This window comes from Falcatimonas sp. MSJ-15, assembly GCF_018918265.1.
GTDB lineage: Bacteria > Bacillota > Clostridia > Lachnospirales > Lachnospiraceae > Falcatimonas.
Genome location: NZ_JAHLQC010000013.1, coordinates 45,065 through 65,048, shown reverse-complemented (window position 1 = coordinate 65,048; position 19,984 = coordinate 45,065). Strand labels below are relative to the sequence as shown.

Below are 19,984 nucleotides of genomic sequence, written 5' to 3'. Positions count from 1 at the left end.
ACTAATCTAATGCTTTTTGTTATTATCTGCTATGTCGAATGAGAATACCATAGTCTGAAATCCTTTAAGTGGAACTTCTATCGAATATGGCTGTCCATCCCATTCCATCTTTTTGGCTGTTTTTACAATCTTCTTTGACTCAGTGTTTAACGAATCTAATAAAAGTGTATATTGGCCGGCACATGGAACGCCTACACGCATATCTGCTCTCTCAACCGGTGTGAAGTTGAATGCAAATAAAAGATTATTCTTACCACTCTTGTCAAGTCGCATATATGAGTATATGCTTTTCTCTTCATCATTACAGTTAATCCACTTAAAGCTCTCACTGTCACAGTCACCTTCTGACAAAACAGGATATTTTGCATATAATTTAAGACATTTACTCCAGTAATCTTTAAGATCTTTGTTAGCAGGCTCTTCAAGGAGATTCCAGTCAAGTGATACTTTCTCATCCCATTCATGCCACTGGCCAAATTCCTGTCCCATAAATAGAAGTTTTTTACCCGGATGTCCTATCATAAATGTATATCCTGCTTTAAGATTCTTGAATTTATCTTCATATTCACCAGGCATCTTTGCTATCATTGAACATTTAAGATGAACTACCTCATCATGAGAAAGCACTAATATGAAGTTTTCACTGAATGCATAAGATATTCCGAATGTCATCTTATGATGATTGCCTTTTCTAAAATATGGATCAAGTTTCATATATTCAAGGAAATCATGCATCCATCCCATATTCCACTTGAATGTAAAACCAAGTCCGCCCATATCAGCACCTTTTGTTACCATCGGCCATGCTGTTGATTCTTCTGCTATAGTCATGGCTCTTTTGTCTCTCTTATTAATAACTGAATTCAAATGTCTTAAGAATTCTATCGCTTCAAGATTCTTATTGTCACCATATTTATTGCGTACCCAGTCTCCGTCCTGTCTTCCATAATCAAGATATAGCATAGAGGCAACAGCATCTACTCTTATTCCATCAATATGATATTTTTCAATCCAGAAAAGTGCGTTGGCTATAAGGAAGTTCACTACCTGATTTCTTCCAAAGTCAAATACTTTTGTTCCCCAGTCAGGATGTTCTCCTTTTCGTGGATCTGCATATTCATAGCATGGACTTCCATCAAAATTAGCAAGACCATGTGCATCTTTTGGAAAATGTGCAGGCACCCAGTCAAGTATTACGCCTATTCCTCTTTTATGCATATAATTAACCAGATACATAAAATCTGATGGCTCACCATATCTGCTTGTAGGTGCATAGTATCCTGTTACCTGATAGCCCCATGAAGCATCATACGGATGTTCAAGTATTCCCATAAGCTCAATATGTGTATATCCCATATCTGTAACATAATCTGCAAGTTCTTCGGCAACTTCTCTATATGAATAGTAACCATCTTCATCTTCATCAGTAACCGGATGCTTCTTCCATGAGCCAATATGTACTTCATATATAGAGATCTTACTTCTGTAGATATCTTTTTCTTCCTGCTTCTTAATCCACTCTTTATCGCTCCATTTAAAGCCACTTATATCTGCAACTCTTGATGCTGTGAGTGGACGTTTTTCTGCAAAAAATGCATATGGATCAGCTTTGTAGAGTTTACTTCCATCTGCTGCTGTTATAAGATATTTATAATTATCATATACTTTTGCACCTTCTATGAAAGTCTCATAGATTCCATCTCCAAGACATCTCATAATGCCATTTTGTTCATTCCAGTCGTTAAAATCCCCAACAACACTTACTGCCCTGGCATTCGGTGCCCAGACTGCAAAATGAACTCCAGACTTACCATTTATTTTGCATAAATGTGCTCCCATCTTGTTATAAATCTCATAATGCGTTCCCTCGTTAAATAGATATTTGTCAAAATCAGTTATAAAATTGCAATTCTCTTCCATCTTTATGCCACCTTCCCCATTGTAATCACTTTTATCATATCACGTCTGTATTTTTCTATCAAGAAACTGTTTAAAAGATAATACATTTTTTAATTATTGTATATAAAAATCTAAAAAAAAGCGTTCAATGCCATTGGTACTGAACGCTTTTTTCTGGATATCAGCAATAACTGATTCCTGTTTTGACAGATATAATCTGCCATGCTTTGCTTTAGCTTTAAATTATATATCAATAATTAAATCAAGATTTAATTATTGTTCTCTATTGTAATTAATGAGACATCCTGAGAGAATAATCTGTCTCTCATCATCTGTTAATTCACCAAGTTTTAAGTCAAATTCTACAAGTGTATCTTTTACAACGTATGCTTTGATTGTTGTTGCTTTTGTCTTAATTGCTTCAATTATATCTTTTACAAAGATAAAATCACCATTCTTAAATGGAAGTTCTTCTTCGTCAATTACAAATGGAAGCATACCCCAGTTAATAAGGTTTGAACGATATCTCTTAGTTGCATATCCATTAGCAATGTTTGCAAGACCACCAAGAACTCTCTGACATGATGCTGCCTGTTCTCTAGCTGAACCATCGCCTGGTTTTACTGCAAATATTGTACTTCCTATCTCTGTCTCAGATGCTTTAAGTTCAGGATATGCTGTCTTAACAACATCAAATGCTTTCTTAACTTCTTCATCGCATTCGCAAGGACATGTTCCCTGTTCTCTTGCTTCTTCATATGCTCTTACCTGTTTTGCACGTCCTACATATTCAGGATCTTTTCTTGATAATGTGAATTCTGCAAGTCCAAGTGGATTAGAACGATATGATGATGTCTCTCCTGATGGAATTAATTCATCTGTTGTTGTAACAGGATCATGTATCTCTGATACAACTTTTAGAAGAATATCATTAGTAAGTGATACCATCTTAGGCCAGTCAACAATGTTTGGTCCTAATTTGATTGGTTCATCAGGGTTAGCTTTTCCAACTCCATTAAATACACGATTTTCATATATTGTCTTATCAAAATAGTATTTTGGTTTTGTAAAGTTAACATCAATATCTGTTGCTGCTGTTAAATAACCTTTATTAGCTGCTGTTGCTGCTATTGATCTTGCATCCATAAGTGCAACTGATGCTATCTGTCCATTAGTTACTTTTGATCCTTCTCTGTTAGGGAAGTTTCTTGTTGAGTGTCTGATGCTAAGTCCATTATTAGCAGGAACATCTCCGGCACCAAAACATGGACCACAGAATGCTGTCTTAAGTACTGCACCTGCGCCCATAAGATCAGCTGCAACACCATTCTTAATTATCTCCATATATATTGGCATACTTGCCGGATACACACTTAATGTGAATTCATCTGAACCTATGCTTTGTCCTCTTAAGATATCTGCTGCATCACAGATATTCTCGAATCCACCACCAGCACATCCTGCTATAATACCCTGTTCTACATATAGTTTTCCATTTCTTACTTTGTCTTTTAACTTAAATTCAACTTTGTTATTATCAAGGCTTACAAGTGCTTTTTTCTCAACATCATCAAGAATATCCATAAGGTTAGCATTAAGTTCTTCGATTGTATATGTATTACTTGGATGGAATGGCATTGCTATCATTGGTTTGATTGTTGACAGATCAACTTCTATAACTCCATCATAGTATGCAACTTTGCCTGGATTAAGTTCTTTATATTCTTCAACACGTCCATGAATATCATAGAACTCTTTAACTTTTTCATCTGTTACCCATATTGATGACAGACATGTTGTCTCTGTTGTCATAACATCTACACCGATTCTAAAGTCAACGCTTAAGTTATTAACACCTTCACCAACGAATTCCATTACTTTGTTATTAACATATCCATTAGCAAATACTTCTCCAATAATTGCAAGTGCAACGTCCTGAGGACCTACGCCTTTTTCTGGCTTTCCTGTAAGATGTACCATTACAACTCCCGGCATATTAATATCATAAGTCTTTGAAAGAAGCTGTTTTACAATCTCAGGTCCACCTTCACCAACTGCCATTGTTCCAAGTGCTCCATAACGTGTATGGCTGTCTGAACCAAGTATCATCTTGCCACCGCCTGCTAACATCTCTCTTGCAAACTGATGAATTACTGCCTGATGAGGTGGTACATATATTCCACCATATTTTTTAGCACATGAAAGACCAAACATATGATCATCTTCATTGATAGTTCCTCCAACTGCACAAAGACTATTATGGCAGTTTGTAAGTACATAAGGAACAGGGAACTTAGTAAGTCCGCTTGCTCTTGCTGTCTGGATAATTCCGACAAATGTTATATCATGAGAAGTAAGTTTATCAAATTTAATCTTTAACTTCTCCATATTGTCTGATGTATTGTGAGCCTCAAGAATACTGTATGCTATTGTATTCTTCTTTGCATCTTCTTTTGATGGTACATTATCACCTAATTTACTTTTTAAAATCTGTTCTGCTTCTGGTGTATCAAGTACTACTTCTTTTCCATTGACAAGGTACGCACCAGACTTTGAAAGACTAATCATCCGTTTTCCTCCTTTATTACGTTAAAGCATTTGTACCTATTATAATAGTCAATGTAAAAAAATGCAATGTCTTTTTTTATTATCTTTTAAATGTAAAGCCTTCAAATTTTATATCTTGTGGATTTTTCATATCTTTCTTGTCTTTTTTGTCTGTTGTATGAGCTTCATTCTTAGGCTCTTTTACGTCATTAAATGTCATATCTAATGGTGGATTTGCACCAGATATACTACTGTTAGCAGACTTCATGGTGTTCTTTATTAAAAGTGGAAGCACAATTCGCACTTTAAACAAATCGCCATCAAGAATTATCTCAAGTTTGCCATGATGAAGTTCAACTATATTGGCTGCTATCGACAGTCCAAGCCCGCTTCCTTCTGTATTGCGTGACAGATCTCCTCTTACAAATCTCTCTGTAAGTTCTGACGCATCTATATTAAGCTGTTCTCTTGATATATTCTTAAATTCCATAATAATGCTATTGTCTGTTATCTTGATATCAAGATATATTCTTGTGTTTGGCATTGCATATTTATAAGCATTATTGTATATATTCTCTAACACTCTGAATATCTTTCTGCCATCTCCAAGAATCATAATCTTATCTTTTGGTATATTGCTTATAAGTGTAAGATTTTTTTGTTCAAACTTCTCTTCAAATTCTCCATTAGTCTGATTGACAAGTTCTAAGAAGTTAATCTCATCTTCTCTTATTGTTGCTACTCCTGAACTTAACTTTGAAGCTTCTATAAGATCTTCTATAAGCACTTTAAGTCTCTGCGATTTTTTATCAAGAATATCAAGATATTCTGCTGCTCTCTCATTGTTAAGATCCTCTTTTTTCAAAAGATCTACATAGTTAATTATCGATGTAAGCGGTGTCTTAATATCGTGCGAGACATTGGTTATCAGATCTGTCTTCATTCTCTCACTCTTCATTTTCTCATCAACAGCACTATTAAGACCATCTGTAATTCCATTAATATTCTCAGCCATACTCTTATTAAGATAATGAAACTCTGATATATCAAGTTTGGCATCAAGATTACCTGCTGATATGTGTTTTGCATGTTCCGTAATTGTGTTGTACTCTGCAATAACTTTTATAACAAATAAAAATGCTGCAACTGTAACTATAACCCACTCAACAATCATCAGTTCTATACTGCCTGTTGATATTCCCATTAAAAATCCAAGTAGTATTAACCCCAAATATATACAGAACAATATAGCTGCTCTTACTGTTGCTTTTTTATCTTCAAATCTCTTCTTAATCCATTTTATTATCTTAAATAAAAGCATATTGTTCTTAAGACAGTATTCATTATGCCCTTCATCAACAAGCATTATACGTCTTTTAATACTAAGAGCCAGATAAAATATTAAGAGATATGTAATTGTTATAGTAAACGTTCCTAATATAACAGCTTCAACGTTAGTATATGAATATCCGTTAACATATATTGAAAGTCCACCAGTAAATATTCCTAATATTATTATTTCTAATATAATTCTTATCTCAACATACCACTTATCAATAATACTTTTTTGTACTTCCTCACTTCCATACCTGTGTCCTGCTGCCAATATGAGCATTATATTAGAATATACAAAACCTATGAATGCCAGGATACACATAATTAAAGCTGCGATAAACATATTGCTTAAAATCTCATAATCTTCTTTTGCACTTTTAACATAATCATTAAGTATATATATCTTACCTTCTTTTATATATTGTGAACTGTTATCACCAGCTCCAGCTGCAACTTCAGATATTGAATATGCACTATCAATATAACTTATATCCGTATCTTCACATTCATAAGTATAAGTATGGGAGTATGAATACTCTCCTCCATATACTATATTTGAATCGCTCTTAAAGTCTCCAGAGTCATATATATATTCTTCAAACACCTGATTATCTGCGGGTTCTGATGCATAATTCGTAATTATTAAATCGTCATTTAATTTTATTCTGTAACGTACTTTAAGATTCTTAAGTTCTTCTTTTGTAGTAACCATAGCACAAGCATATGGAGCTATATTGTCAATATCGGGTATATTATTTTGTGTATCATACATAGCTTTACCAGTTACTTTTACTTTGCTTACACAATCAGCATATTTATATGTCTGATTGCTTATCATATCTGCGAATTCACTATAGCCTGTATCTCCTGCCTGTATCTTTGCTGCATATTCAATATATCCTTGTCTTTCATATCTGCCATATATATCTGATGCGAATTCTTCTATAGAATTCTTTATAACTGCATTAAGAACAGCATTGTATATTATATTATAGATCTCATCTTTTTTTCCGTCTTCGATTTGATATTTGTTATTAATCTCTTCTACCAGATTATTGGCAAAAATATATGCAAACGTCTCTTTCTTAATCGGTGCATATACATTACCAGTTTCTTCACATGATATCCTCATAATATCATCAAATGTATACTTATCTCCATTAATATCGCTATATATAGTATTAGTAAACACATTATCATCACTACTATATATTCCATACTTTCCTGCACAATACGCAAGCCTGCTTATATCATAATTAATCAAATCGTTCATATTATCTTTATATACAGAAGTCTTTCCAATATCACGCTTTATCAGATCACTTACCGTAAAATAGCTTGTATACGTCTGCGATAGATTAACACCACGGTTAATGTTAATAACAACAAGCTTAAATGTTGCTCCCCCTACCAGCATAGATATCAACATAAGTATCACCATCGCTGCTTTAAATCCTTTTTTATACCTCGTCTTATTCATACGTATACCCCTTTTCTTTTATTTTTCTATCTTGTAACCAACCCCCCATACTACCTTAAGGTATCTTGGTTCCTTAGGGTTGATCTCTATCTTCTCACGAATATGTCTTATATGTACTGCAACAGTATTATCTGCACAAAAAGAATAATCTTTCCACACATTCTCATAGATCTGGTCTATCGAATATACCATTCCTGCATTTTTAACAAGAAAAATGAGAATATTATACTCAATAGGCGTCATCTTCACAGTTTTTCCTTCTACAGTAACCGTCTTGCGTCTATCATCAATCGTAAGTCCTCTTATTGTATATATTCCATCATCTTCAATTCTATCAGTCCTATTATTGCCAAATTCCGTATATCGCCTTATCTGAGAATTAACTCTTGCTACAAGCTCAAGCGGATTAAAAGGCTTTGTTATATAATCATCCGCACCAATATTAAGTCCTAATATCTTATCATTATCCTCTGATTTAGCAGACAGAATAATTACCGGTACATTATATCTCTCTCTAAGTTTCATAGTTGCTCTTATTCCATCAAGTTTTGGCATCATTATATCTATAAGAACAAGTTCAACCGACTCTCTCTCCAATATATCAAGAGCTTCTTCTCCATCGTACGCTTTAAAAATATTATGTTTTTCTCCCTTCAGGTATATCTCAATTGCCTGAACTATCTCTTTGTCATCATCACAAACAAGTATATTTGCCATTTTCATCACCTCATCTCCATTATAAAGTATTTGTGAAAATTTTTATACTTTTTTTATATCAGATAAATCTTAATTAAAAGCGAATACAATTATTAAGATTTTTTAAAGATTTTTTATTGAACAAACCCACTACTTATACCGATTATAACAATAACCAATTATATAATTTTAAAGGAGCGTGTTTACATGAGACTCATTACCCGTTCGGATTTTGACGGACTTGCCTGCGGTGCATTGCTTAAAGAAGCAGGCATTATAGATAACTGGAAATTTGCCCATCCAAAGGATCTTCAAGATGGACTCGTCGAAGTTACTAAAGATGATTGCCTTGCCAATGTTCCATTCGTTCCAGGATGTGGGCTTTGGTTCGATCACCATTCAAGCGAACATGAACGTAACGAATTAAAAGGTAAGTATAAAGGCGAAAGCCGAATCACACCTTCATGTGCAAGAATAATATATGACTATTATGGTGGTTCTGAGAGGTTCTCTCACTTTGACGAGATGATGAAAGCCGTTGATAAAGTTGACTCAGGCAATCTTACAATTGATGAGATAATGAACCCGACAGGATGGATTCTTATCGGATTCTTAATGGATCCTAGAACAGGTCTTGGCAGATGGCGTAACTTCACTATATCTAACTATCAGTTAATGGAAAAATTAATTGACGCATGTCGTACGATGACTACCGAAGAGATTCTTAATATGCCGGATGTAAAAGAACGAATAGACGTATACTTTGAACAGACAGCACTCTTTAAAGAGATGGTTAAGAATCATACAAAAGTAGAAAAAGATGTTATAATCTCCGATCTAAGAGGCGTTAATCCAATATATTCAGGAAACCGCTTTATGATATACAGTATGTATCCTAAACAGAACATCTCTGTATGGATCGTAGATGGAAAAGGTGGCGAAGGATGTTCTGCTGCTGTTGGATATAGCATCCTTAATAGAACAAGTAATGTCAATGTCGGAAGCCTTATGCTAAAATATGGTGGCGGCGGTCACAAAGCTGTCGGAACATGCCAGTTCACTAACGACAATATGGATAAACAGCTTCCAAAACTCATTGATGAAATCGTTAATTACAAAGAAGATTAGACTACATCAAAAGTGCATATAACTATTTGTAAAACAAGGATTTAACGTATTTTTAATTATTCTAATAATAATTATTCTAATAAAAAACAGAGTCATATTTGTATGTTATTTAAAAAGTCAGATATAACATTCGACTTTTAAAATAACATACAACAGACTCTGTTTTTTATATTATATTTCAATCATATATCTTATCTTGCATATATACTTAACTCATCTATAAGAGTATTATCAAAGACATATTATAGACAATTGGCAAGAACCCAATTAAGAACATCTTTCCATACTTTCTCTTTATCTTTTTCATTAAATATCTCATGACGCATGCCCTCATATATATTATAAGTCACATACTTAAGACCGGATCTAAGATAGAGATCATATATAGTCTTCACTTTTACTCCATACTCGCTAACTGGATCTTCACTTCCTGATATAATCAAAATCGGAAGTTCTTCAGGCACACTCTTAACATGTTCAATGTCACCATCATATTTTATCATCTTAACAAGTTCTTCATATCCTTCGCATGTAAAAAGATAATTACAAAATTCATCATTCTCATAATCTCTGACTACATTCTCATCTGTACATAGCCAATCATGACTGGTCTTTGGTGACGTTATCTTACTATTATATTTTCCAAAACACTGCTTCTCAAGGAATCTGCTTCTAAATCTGTCACCTCTTAGACTCTTCACAAGCTTAATAGCTCTAAGTCCTCTGTTAATCTGACTATTATCAGGCTGACCGCTTCCTGCAATAATTGCACCTCTTATTCCTTTTCCATACCATGTAAGATACTTTCTAAGTATGTAAGAACCCATACTAAAACCAAGAATAAAATAAGGAATCCCCGGATTCTCTTCTTCTACAATCTTCTTAAGTCTGTGAACATCCCTCACAAGAATTGTACTTCCATCTTTTTCTGCAAAATATCCAAAATCATCCTGCGTCTTTGCCGTCTTACCATGTCCAAGATGATCATTACCAACAACCATAATGCCATTATCACACAGATAATTAGCAAAAGCTTCATACCTGTCAATATATTCAATCATCCCATGAACAATCTGTACTATCGCCTTTACCGGCTTTTCTTCTGGAATCCATTTAATCGCATGTACTTTATTAATTCCATCCCTTGACGCATATGTAAATTCAACTTTATTTGCCATAGCTTTCCCTCGCATCCTTTATTATTAGATAATTTTAAGCCTTTTTACTACTCATTTTCAGGATATAATAAACATACCCATGCTCATTATAACATATATTTCGGCCGAGGTCCGACTCTATTTATTTTTTATTTAAAAAAATAGCCAAAATAGCAAAATATTGTTGCATTTTCTGTCGATGTATTATACAATAAGTATAGTATTTCGGATTTGCGTTTTTAATTCGTATATGCGAATGTGATATTTAACATTTACACAGGAGGTGCCTTATGAAGTTTATTACAATCGGCGAAATATTATTAAGATTTTCTCCTCCAAACTATGAGAAGATAGTTACAACTCATAACTTCATTATGAATTATGGTGGAGCAGAAGCCAACGTTGCCGTATCGCTAGCTAATCTTGGTATTGACAGTACTATATTTACAGTTTTACCTGACACAGACCTTGGTAAATCAACAATTAGCTACTTAAAGGCCAATGATGTACACACTAAGCATATTATTCGTTCCGGTGAACGAATGGGAATCTATTATCTTGAAGAAGGTGTCGCAGTAAGAGCTTCACAGGTAATATATGACCGTGCACATTCAGCATTCAGTGAATTCGATTACACTGATGTAGACTTAAGCTTTTTAAAAGACTATGACTGGTTACACTTAAGCGGCATAACACCTGCACTATCTTATAATTGCAGACGTCTTATCGAGAAAGCATTAAGAACTGCAAAACAATATGGACTTACAGTAAGTTTCGATCCTAACTTCAGAAGTAAACTGTGGTCATTCGAGACAGCACGAGACGTATTAAGTACATACATGAAATATGTAGACGTTCTTATAGGAATCGAACCTCTTCATCTATACAATCCAGAGGGACATGATTACAAAGACGGACTTACAATGCAGCCGACATTTGAACAGATGGATCCTGTAATGAAAGAATTAGACCATCAGTATCATTTTAAAGCAATTGCAAGAACAGTCCGCTTCGTTCATTCAGGAAGCAATAACTCATTAAAGGCATACCTGTATATGGACGGCACAACATACGAGAGCAAGTTAATTAATTTTGATATAGTAGACCGTGTAGGTGGCGGAGACGCATTCTCATCCGGTCTCATATTCGCACTTATGGAACAGATGCAGCCACAGGACGTTATAGACTTTGCTGTTGCATCATCAGTAATGAAACATTCTATAAGAGGCGATACAAACATTACCAGTAAGGAGCAGATCCTAAGGTTAATGAATAATACATACGATATACAGAGATAATTGTATATAAAACCCATTGCCACCTGTACCAGTTACAGGCAACACCCCCCAGGAATTTTCCCCAAATTCCTGGGGGTCTCCTTTTTTAAACTCTTTTTTAATATTCTATTTTCCAAGCAAAAAAATCTTCCCAAAGAATCGTACCCATAATGAGCAGTATCATTCCCGGAAAGAATTGCATAGTTAAGATATCTATATGAATCAGTTGCTAAAAGATTGTAACTGAATATTTGTCATCTCATATTCAGGAAATGGGCAAAAAAAAGCACTAACCCCGCAGCTTACAATCTGCAAAACTAGTACCTTTAGTGGGCCAACAGGGGTTCGAACCCTGGACACCCTGATTAAGAGTCAGGTGCTCTACCAACTGAGCTATTAGCCCATCACTTATCTGTGACGCGTTTATTATTATATATCATGTTTTTAAATAATGCAAGTACTTTTTTAATTTTTTTTAATTTTTTTAATTATGTACCATAATCCCTTATAAATTCTGGCTTTGCAACAGTTATACAGATTGTAAAAACTGTTACAAAACCAAAATCGTGATCCTGATATATGCAATTGTAAACACTAATATCTATTCTTTTAATAACTTTATCTCTCTATTTTTTACACTTGCCACAATCAATAAGTCTCTTAACTTCATCAAAAGACTTCCTGCATCTTAATGCTTTCTTATTAAGTCTGCAATTACATATAAAAATTCTCTGAATATGACATCTTAACTTTCTTAGACCTCTTCTCATAAAAATCTCCATTGATAATAATTACTTAATATCGCCTTTAAGTAAGCAGACCATATACAAAGCCACATTATGTCTTACTTAGAAAATGCATATATAATAATTAAATATCACTTAGTTTTTTACTTATTATATATGCATCATAATATCATATTTTACCAAATCTCAATTTTAAAAATAATTTAAGTCAAAAGCCATTGTTTAATTGTTTTTTCAAGGCCATCTAAATACAGCTTTTACAATAATTATCTTCTTGCAACAACTTTATGAATAGGATTTCCTTTAGCACTGAATTTCTCTTCATATTCAGTCATTATATTTCCTTCATTCATATCACTGTTATGAAGATCATAAGTAATACCGGTTATCTCCCAGCCAGCCTCTTTAATCTCTTCAACAGAAAAATCAAACAGACTTCTATTATCTGTCTTAAAGTTAACATCACCAGCCTTATTAAGAATAATATCATATCTTCCAAGGAACTGTCTTGATGTAAGTCTTCTCTTCGCATGTCTGTCTTTTGGCCATGGATCAGAGAAATTAAGATATATCTTATCAACTTCTCCTTCTCCAAACACTTCCGTTATCTCTTCAGCATCCATTCTTATAAATAAGAGATTTGGAAGTTCAAGTTCATTCATCTTCTCAACAGCTCTTATAAGAACACTTGAGAATTTTTCAATCCCTATATAATTGATATCCGGATTCTTAAGTGCAAGCTCTGTAATGAACTTACCTTTACCCATACCAATCTCAATATGCACAGGATTCGCATTATTAAACACTTCTCTCCATCTGCCTTTATTAAGTTTTGGTTCATCAATAACATATTTACTTTCAACAAGGCCTTCTCTTGCACCTTTTACATTTCTTAATCTCATAAATTTCCCTTTCCATAACGAAATATAATAATATGAAAGCACTTATCATACATTTTGTTTTTTTTCTTTGACAATATGTAAGAAAGTGACTAATATATATATATGTGTTTGTTAAATATATATCAATTCATAATGTAACACATACAATAATACACAAATTTATATATCTTTTCAAACAATTTTTTTGGGAAATTTGTAAAATTTTCATTCAAAATATTGATTGAATTTTTTTAAAAAAAGTGTATTATAAGGTTTGAAAAAAAATATTAAGGAGGTATTTATGGAACAAGTTGTAAAAACCCTTTCTGAGATAGAAGAAAGAGCTGTGAAGATTATGGAACACGCCGCTTCTGAGAAAAAAGAGCTTGCTGCTGCCAACGAAGCCATGATTGCTGAATTCGACCAAAAAGTTGAAGCCGAAACACAAAGCAAAATAGTAAAAATGCGCAGTGAACTTGAAACAGAATTAAAAAATGAACTTGAAGCCCAGAAGAAACAAACAGAAAGTACTTTGTCCGGCCTGGAGGCAGATTACGAAAACAACCATGTTTCATTAGCAAAGCAATTGATGACTTCTATTATTGGAGAGTGATAAACCTATGGGAAATATATTATCCTACAGTGGTATTAATACCAAAATCAAAGCTATGAGCAGCAAACTTATCAGCAGCGAGGATAAAAATACCATATCAGGCATAGAGTCTGTATCAGAATTCGTCGCCTTCTTAAAATCTCACCCAGGTTATCATGAGATTTTTGAGCACGTTGATGAGCATAATATCCATCGTGATGAGATAGAACAGATGCTTGAATACAGCGTGTATATGGACTACGCAAAGATATATAAGTTTGCAAATGTAAAACAAAGAGACTTTATGGATCTTCATTTTATTAAATATGAAGTCAACATATTAAAGTCCTGTATGCGTATGGTTTTTGATAAGAGAGAAGTCTCTCTTGATTTGTCTTTATTTGAAGACTTCTTCAAAAGTCATTCAAAGATTGACATTGTAAAATTATCAAACTCCACAACCATTGAAGAATTAGTTTCTAACCTTGAAGGAACTGATTATTATAAGCCACTTAGCAAATTACAGTCACTTTCAGTACCAACGCTCTTTGATTACGAGATGCAACTTGATCTGTATCATTTTACATCAGTATGGAAGACTATTGGTAAATACCTGAAAGGTGATGATCTTAAGATCATCACACATAACTATGGTTGCCAGATAGACATGCTCAATATTCAGTGGATATACAGAGCCAAAAAGTTCTATAATATCCCTAATACTGATATCTATTCACTTATAATACCAGTTAATTATAAGCTCAAAAAAGAAACTTTGAACGCAATGGTAAACGCTGAATCATGGAAAGATCTTGAAGATATAATATCAGGAAGCTACTATGGCAGACTATATAATAGTCTTAATCTTAATTCTCCTGAAGAATTCTATCGAAAGAATCGTTTTATGATGCACAGCTTAGAAAGTAAGAAAAAGCCTTACACTATAGCAACTATTAATTCATATCTTTTCTTTAAAGAGAGAGAAATAAGAATGCTTACCACCGCATTAGAGTGTGTACGATACGGCTTAGATTCTAATACTATTTTAAGTTATATTACAAATTAAGTTAACGGAGGTGTGCATAGTGATTGTCAAAATGAAATTTTTGAGCATCACAGGACCTAAGGAAGACATTGACCGAGTTACTGAAAAATACCTCTCAAAGTATGAAATACAGCTTGAGAATGCACTTTCAGAACTAAAAACGGTAAGCGACCTTAAGCCATATATGGAGATCAATCCATATAAAGATGCTCTGACAAAGGCGAAATCATTTTCAGATTTACTTGATAAATCTAATATTTCCGCCGTGGCTTCAAAAGACATTACTCTTGAAAAAGCCCTACAGACAGTAAGTGACACAGACAATTGTCTTGAATCTTACAACAGAGAGAAGAATAATCTTGAGAGCAGACAGAATCTGTTAAAGCAGTCCCTTTCAAAGATTATCAACTTCAAAGAACTGGAATTTGATGTAGACAAATTATTAAAATTCCAATTCGTAAAATTCAGATTTGGTAAGATCTCCAATGAATATTACGAAAAATTTGAGAAATATGTATATGATGATTTAGACACAGTATTCTACAAATGCCATACTGATGAAGATTACGTATGGGGCGTATACTTCGTTCCTGTATCCGAATCAGAAAAGATCGATGCTGTCTACTCATCACTACACTTCGAGAGATTATTTATCCCTGATGAATATGAAGGTAAGCCATCAAAAGCAATTGCCGAACTCGAGAAAAAGATTGCCGAATTAGACAGTGAACTTACTGAAGTAAATACTAAAATAGCTGAACTTCTCTCTAAGAACGCTTCAGACATTCGTGCATCATATAACAAATTAAATTCTTTATCAACTAATTTTGACGTCCGAAAATTAGCTGCATGCACAAAGGATGATAACCTTGTATTTTATATTCTTTGTGGATGGATGACTGAATCAGATGCTAAAAAATTTGAGAAAGAGATTGAAAACGATCCGGACATCTTCTGCATTGTAGAAGACGATCACAACAATATATTCTCAACACCACCTACCAAATTAAAAAATCCAAAACTTTTCAAGCCATTTGAAATGTTTATTAAGATGTATGGACTTCCTGCATATAACGAATTCGATCCAACAATATTTGTAGCATTAACATACTCATTTATATTTGGTGCGATGTTTGGTGATGTCGGACAGGGACTCGTCTTATTCATAGGTGGACTGTTACTTTACAAATTTAAAAAGATTAACCTTGCAGCGATTGTATCATGTGCAGGTGTCTTCTCCACATTCTTCGGATTCATGTTCGGTTCGGTATTCGGATTTGAGAACGTTCTCGATGCAGTATGGCTTAGACCGGTTGAGCATATGACAACATTGCCATTCATAGGTAAACTTAATACAGTTTTCGTTGTTGCTATTGCATTTGGTATGTTCCTTGTGCTTGTATCAATGATATTACATGTTATAAATGGATTCAAACAGCATGACACAGAGAACAAATTCTTTGACACTAACGCTATGGCAGGATTTGTATTCTATGCTTCACTTGTACTTGTGATTGTACTGTTCATGACAGGCAACTCACTTCCAGCTACAGCAGTACTTGTAATTATGTTTGTAATCCCACTTATTCTAATAGCACTAAAAGAACCATTAACAAGAATTGTTGACAAAAAAGCAAAAGATACAGAAACAGGTGTCGGAATGTTCATTGTACAGACACTCTTCGAGATGTTTGAAGTTCTTTTAAGCTACTTCTCCAATACACTTTCATTTGTCCGTATTGGTGCATTTGCTGTCAGCCACGCAGCCATGATGGAAGTTGTTCTCATGCTTGCAGGAGCTACAGAAGGCGGAAGTCCTAACTGGATTGTTGTAATCCTTGGCAACCTTTTTGTAATGGGTATGGAAGGACTTATCGTAGGTATTCAGGTACTACGACTTGAATATTATGAATTATTCAGTCGTTTCTACAAAGGAAACGGTCATGAATTCAAGCCATACAAGGCTGGTAATAACAAATAATCAACATTAATTAAGGAGGTCATATCTTTATGATGACATTAACAAAAATCGTTTTAATTATTGCTTTAATACTTAGCATAGTAATTCCTTTTGGAGCATTTTTAATTGGAGAAAGATCAAAAGGAAGATACAAAACTTCACTTGGAATCAACTGCTTTTTCTTCTTTGGAACATTAATTCTTGCAAACATCGCTATGTTCAGCGGTAACGCATTTGCAGCAGATGCAGCTGCATCAGCTGGTCTTTCAACAGGTTTAGGTTACCTTGCTGCCGCTTTAGTTACAGGTTTATCATGTATCGGTGGTGGTATTGCAGTTGCAAGCGCTGCAAGTGCCGCTCTTGGTGCAATCAGCGAAGATTCAAGTATTCTTGGTAAATCACTTATCTTCGTAGGTCTTGCTGAAGGTGTTGCCCTCTACGGCTTAATCATCTCCTTCATGATTTTAGGTAAATTATAATACTATGAAAATGTTTTTAATAAGCGACAACGTGGATACACAGACAGGAATGAGGCTTGCCGGAGTAGAAGGTGTCGTTGTCCACGAAAAAGAAGAACTTAAGGAAGCATTCGACAAGGCATTACAGAACAAAGAGATCGGTATAATTCTTTTAACTGAAAAGCTTAGTCACGACTTTCCTGATCTAGTTCTTGAACTAAAAACCAATAACAAACTTCCTCTTCTCGTAGAGATACCAGACAGACATGGTACAGGAAGAAGTCCTGACTTCATAACAGCATACGTTAATGAAGCAATCGGACTCAATCTATAAAAAACAGCATACAGACTTATTGCAAACTGCTATATTGCATTAACCACACATAATATGTCTGTATGCAGTATCCAAAAATCAGGTAAAGTAGGTGAATAACTTGACAACTGAAGAAAAACTTCAACACTTTTTAAACGCTTCTATAGAAGACGCACAAAACAGAAGTCAGAAAATGATCTCAGATTACAAAGAAGCTCTGGCAAAAATCGCTGATGAGCATAAAGCTGAGACACTGAAAAAAGCTGAACTCCAGATAAAAGTTGAAGAAGACAAACTTCAACGTAACAGAAATAAAGAGATCAGCAAACAGGTGCTTCACATAAAGAGAAAAATAACAAAAAAACAGGCTGAACTAAAAGATAAACTATTTGTAGAAGTAGCTCATATGCTTGAAGAATATATGAGTACTGAAGACTATACAAAGCTTCTTGTTAAGGAGATCAAAGAGGCAGTTGACATAGCCGGAGAATCCGATGTAACAATCTATATAGATCCTGCCGATTCCGAAAGCCTTAGCAAACTCGAGATGATGACAGGTGCTTCACTCACAATAAGTGAATACTCATTCATGGGTGGAACAAGAGCCGTTATTCGTGATAGAAACATCTTAATAGATAATTCATTTGCAAAAAAACTCGAAGAAGCAAAAGAAAACTTTAACTTTAACGGAGGTATTAGCCATGAATAGAACTGGTATTATATACGGCATTAACGGTCCTGTCATATACCTAAAAGGCAATACCGGATTTAAAATGTCAGAAATGGTATATGTAGGTAAGGAAAAACTTGTTGGTGAAGTAATTAACCTTACCAAAGATACTACAACAATTCAGGTTTTTGAGGAAACTACAGGATTAAAACCTGGTGAAGAAGTAGTCGCAACAGGTGATGCAATCTCTGTAACACTAGCTCCTGGTATACTTTCTAACATCTTCGATGGAATTGAAAGACCACTAAGCGAAATTGCGAAAAAATCAGGCGCATACATCAGCCGTGGTGTAAGTGTCGATTCACTTGATACAGAAAAATTATGGAAAACACACATGACAATCGAAAAAGGTCAGGCAGTATTCGGTGGAACAATAATCGCTGAAGTACCAGAGACACATGCGATCGTTCATAAAGTAATGGTACCTCCTAATATGGAAGGTATAATCCTTGATGTATGTGAAGATGGAGAATATACAATCAATGATCCACTCTGTACATTACAATTAAATGATGGAACAGAAGTAAAACTTACAATGTCACAAAAATGGCCAATCAGAGTTCCAAGACCAACAAGCAAAAGATATCCTGCTGCCAAACCACTTGTAACAGGACAGCGTATTCTTGATACACTCTTCCCAATAGCAAAAGGTGGTACAGCAGCTATTCCAGGAGGTTTTGGTACAGGTAAGACAATGACACAGCATCAGATCGCAAAATGGTCAGATGCAGATATAATCGTATATATCGGATGTGGTGAACGTGGTAACGAGATGACACAGGTACTTGAAGACTTCTCAAAACTTGTCGATCCAAAATCAGGCAATCCACTGATGGACAGAACAACACTTATTGCCAATACATCAAACATGCCTGTTGCAGCCCGTGAAGCAAGTATCTATACAGGTATTACACTAGCTGAATACTACAGAGACATGGGATATGATGTAGCTATAATGGCTGACTCAACATCACGTTGGGCAGAAGCTTTACGAGAACTGTCAGGACGACTTGAAGAGATGCCAGCCGAAGAAGGTTTCCCTGCATACTTAGCATCAAGACTTTCAGCATTCTACGAAAGAGCCGGAATGATGCAAAACCTTAATGGAACAGAAGGTTCAGTATCAATTATCGGTGCTGTATCTCCACAGGGTGGTGACTTCTCAGAACCAGTAACACAGAACACAAAACGATTTGTAAGATGCTTCTGGGGACTTGATAAATCACTTGCATATGCCAGACACTTTCCTGCAATTCATTGGTTAACAAGTTACAGCGAATATCTCTCAGATCTCGCTCCATGGTACGCAGACAATATAGATCCTAACTTCGTACATTACAGAAACCAGTTAGTTGCAATACTTAACCAGGAGAGCAGCCTCATTGAGATTGTAAAACTTATTGGTAGCGATGTTCTTCCAGACGATCAGAAACTTGTTCTTGAAATTGCAAGAGTTATCCGTCTTGGATTCTTACAGCAGAACGCTTTCCATCCAGAAGACACATGTGTACCACTTGAGAAACAGTTAAAGATGATGGAGACAATCCTCTATCTTAACAAAAAATGTAAAGCCCTTGTAACAATGGGAATGCCAATGTCAGTATTAAAATCAGAGAACATATTCGAGAGAATAATTGCAATCAAATATGACGTTGCCAACAAAGATCTTTACAAATTTGATGAATATAAAAAAGAGATTGACGATTTCTACGATCGTGTTCTCGAAAAGAATGCATAAGG

Annotated in this window: 16 protein-coding genes and 1 tRNA gene; 9 read left to right on the top strand and 8 right to left on the bottom strand. The window is 34.6% G+C overall.

The window, feature by feature from the left end; all coding sequences use genetic code 11:
* Positions 1-6: 6 nt before the first annotated feature.
* The 4 genes from glgB to KQI85_RS11075 all read right to left on the bottom strand — a co-directional run bounded on the left by glgB (position 7) and on the right by KQI85_RS11075 (position 7,978).
* A complete protein-coding gene (glgB, locus tag KQI85_RS11090) occupies positions 7-1,920 on the bottom strand; it encodes a 1,4-alpha-glucan branching protein GlgB (protein WP_216576154.1) in 1,914 nt (637 codons plus the stop codon).
* A gap of 252 nt (positions 1,921-2,172) precedes the next feature.
* A complete protein-coding gene (locus KQI85_RS11085) occupies positions 2,173-4,467 on the bottom strand; it encodes a hydratase (RefSeq protein WP_216576153.1) in 2,295 nt (764 codons plus the stop codon).
* Positions 4,468-4,546: 79 nt separating this feature from the next.
* Positions 4,547-7,261, bottom strand: coding sequence for a sensor histidine kinase KdpD (locus KQI85_RS11080; RefSeq protein WP_216576152.1), 2,715 nt, complete (start codon positions 7,259-7,261; stop codon positions 4,547-4,549).
* Between the two features lie 18 nt (positions 7,262-7,279).
* Entirely contained in the window at positions 7,280-7,978 is a 699-nt protein-coding gene (locus tag KQI85_RS11075) for a response regulator transcription factor (protein WP_216576199.1), read from the bottom strand.
* Positions 7,979-8,164: 186 nt separating this feature from the next.
* On the opposite strand from KQI85_RS11075, the gene KQI85_RS11070 reads away from it, so the two are divergent.
* Positions 8,165-9,085, top strand: coding sequence for an exopolyphosphatase (locus tag KQI85_RS11070; protein ID WP_216576151.1), 921 nt, complete (start codon positions 8,165-8,167; stop codon positions 9,083-9,085).
* A gap of 242 nt (positions 9,086-9,327) precedes the next feature.
* Here the strand turns inward: KQI85_RS11070 and KQI85_RS11065 are convergent, their stop codons facing one another.
* On the bottom strand, positions 9,328-10,263 hold the full coding sequence (locus KQI85_RS11065; RefSeq protein WP_216576150.1) for an alpha/beta fold hydrolase: 936 nt from the start codon (positions 10,261-10,263) through the stop codon (positions 9,328-9,330).
* A gap of 269 nt (positions 10,264-10,532) precedes the next feature.
* Between KQI85_RS11065 and KQI85_RS11060 the strand changes: the two genes are divergently transcribed.
* Positions 10,533-11,540 (top strand): sugar kinase, encoded by a 1,008-nt coding sequence (locus KQI85_RS11060; RefSeq protein ID WP_216576149.1) that lies wholly within the window; start codon positions 10,533-10,535, stop codon positions 11,538-11,540.
* Positions 11,541-11,849: 309 nt separating this feature from the next.
* Here KQI85_RS11060 and KQI85_RS11055 read toward each other — a convergent pair.
* The 3 genes from KQI85_RS11055 to trmB all read right to left on the bottom strand — a co-directional run bounded on the left by KQI85_RS11055 (position 11,850) and on the right by trmB (position 13,167).
* Positions 11,850-11,922: transfer RNA gene (locus tag KQI85_RS11055), tRNA-Lys, on the bottom strand.
* Between the two features lie 223 nt (positions 11,923-12,145).
* Positions 12,146-12,289 carry a hypothetical protein gene (locus tag KQI85_RS11050; RefSeq protein WP_216576148.1) on the bottom strand — a complete coding sequence of 48 codons (144 nt, stop codon included), beginning with the start codon at positions 12,287-12,289 and terminating at the stop codon, positions 12,146-12,148.
* Between the two features lie 242 nt (positions 12,290-12,531).
* On the bottom strand, positions 12,532-13,167 hold the full coding sequence (trmB, locus tag KQI85_RS11045) for a tRNA (guanosine(46)-N7)-methyltransferase TrmB (RefSeq protein ID WP_216576147.1): 636 nt from the start codon (positions 13,165-13,167) through the stop codon (positions 12,532-12,534).
* 280 nt (positions 13,168-13,447) lie between these two features.
* On the opposite strand from trmB, the gene KQI85_RS11040 reads away from it, so the two are divergent.
* The 7 genes from KQI85_RS11040 (at position 13,448) to KQI85_RS11010 (ending at position 19,982) form a co-directional block, all read left to right on the top strand.
* Positions 13,448-13,759: a hypothetical protein gene (locus tag KQI85_RS11040; protein ID WP_216576146.1), complete on the top strand. Its 312-nt coding sequence runs from the start codon at positions 13,448-13,450 to the stop codon at positions 13,757-13,759.
* Between the two features lie 7 nt (positions 13,760-13,766).
* Entirely contained in the window at positions 13,767-14,804 is a 1,038-nt protein-coding gene (locus KQI85_RS11035) for a V-type ATPase subunit (protein ID WP_216576145.1), read from the top strand.
* Positions 14,805-14,823: 19 nt separating this feature from the next.
* Positions 14,824-16,764 (top strand): V-type ATPase 116kDa subunit family protein, encoded by a 1,941-nt coding sequence (locus KQI85_RS11030; RefSeq protein ID WP_216576144.1) that lies wholly within the window; start codon positions 14,824-14,826, stop codon positions 16,762-16,764.
* Between the two features lie 29 nt (positions 16,765-16,793).
* Positions 16,794-17,222: an ATP synthase subunit C gene (locus KQI85_RS11025; RefSeq protein WP_216576143.1), complete on the top strand. Its 429-nt coding sequence runs from the start codon at positions 16,794-16,796 to the stop codon at positions 17,220-17,222.
* A 4-nt stretch (positions 17,223-17,226) separates the two neighbouring features.
* Positions 17,227-17,535, top strand: a complete 309-nt coding sequence (locus tag KQI85_RS11020) for a V-type ATP synthase subunit F (RefSeq protein ID WP_216576142.1) — start codon at positions 17,227-17,229, stop codon at positions 17,533-17,535.
* A gap of 91 nt (positions 17,536-17,626) precedes the next feature.
* A complete protein-coding gene (locus KQI85_RS11015) occupies positions 17,627-18,223 on the top strand; it encodes a V-type ATP synthase subunit E (protein WP_371820605.1) in 597 nt (198 codons plus the stop codon).
* Positions 18,216-19,982, top strand: coding sequence for a V-type ATP synthase subunit A (locus KQI85_RS11010; RefSeq protein ID WP_216576141.1), 1,767 nt, complete (start codon positions 18,216-18,218; stop codon positions 19,980-19,982). The genes KQI85_RS11015 and KQI85_RS11010 overlap by 8 nt, the downstream gene beginning before the upstream one ends.
* Positions 19,983-19,984 lie beyond the last annotated feature (2 nt).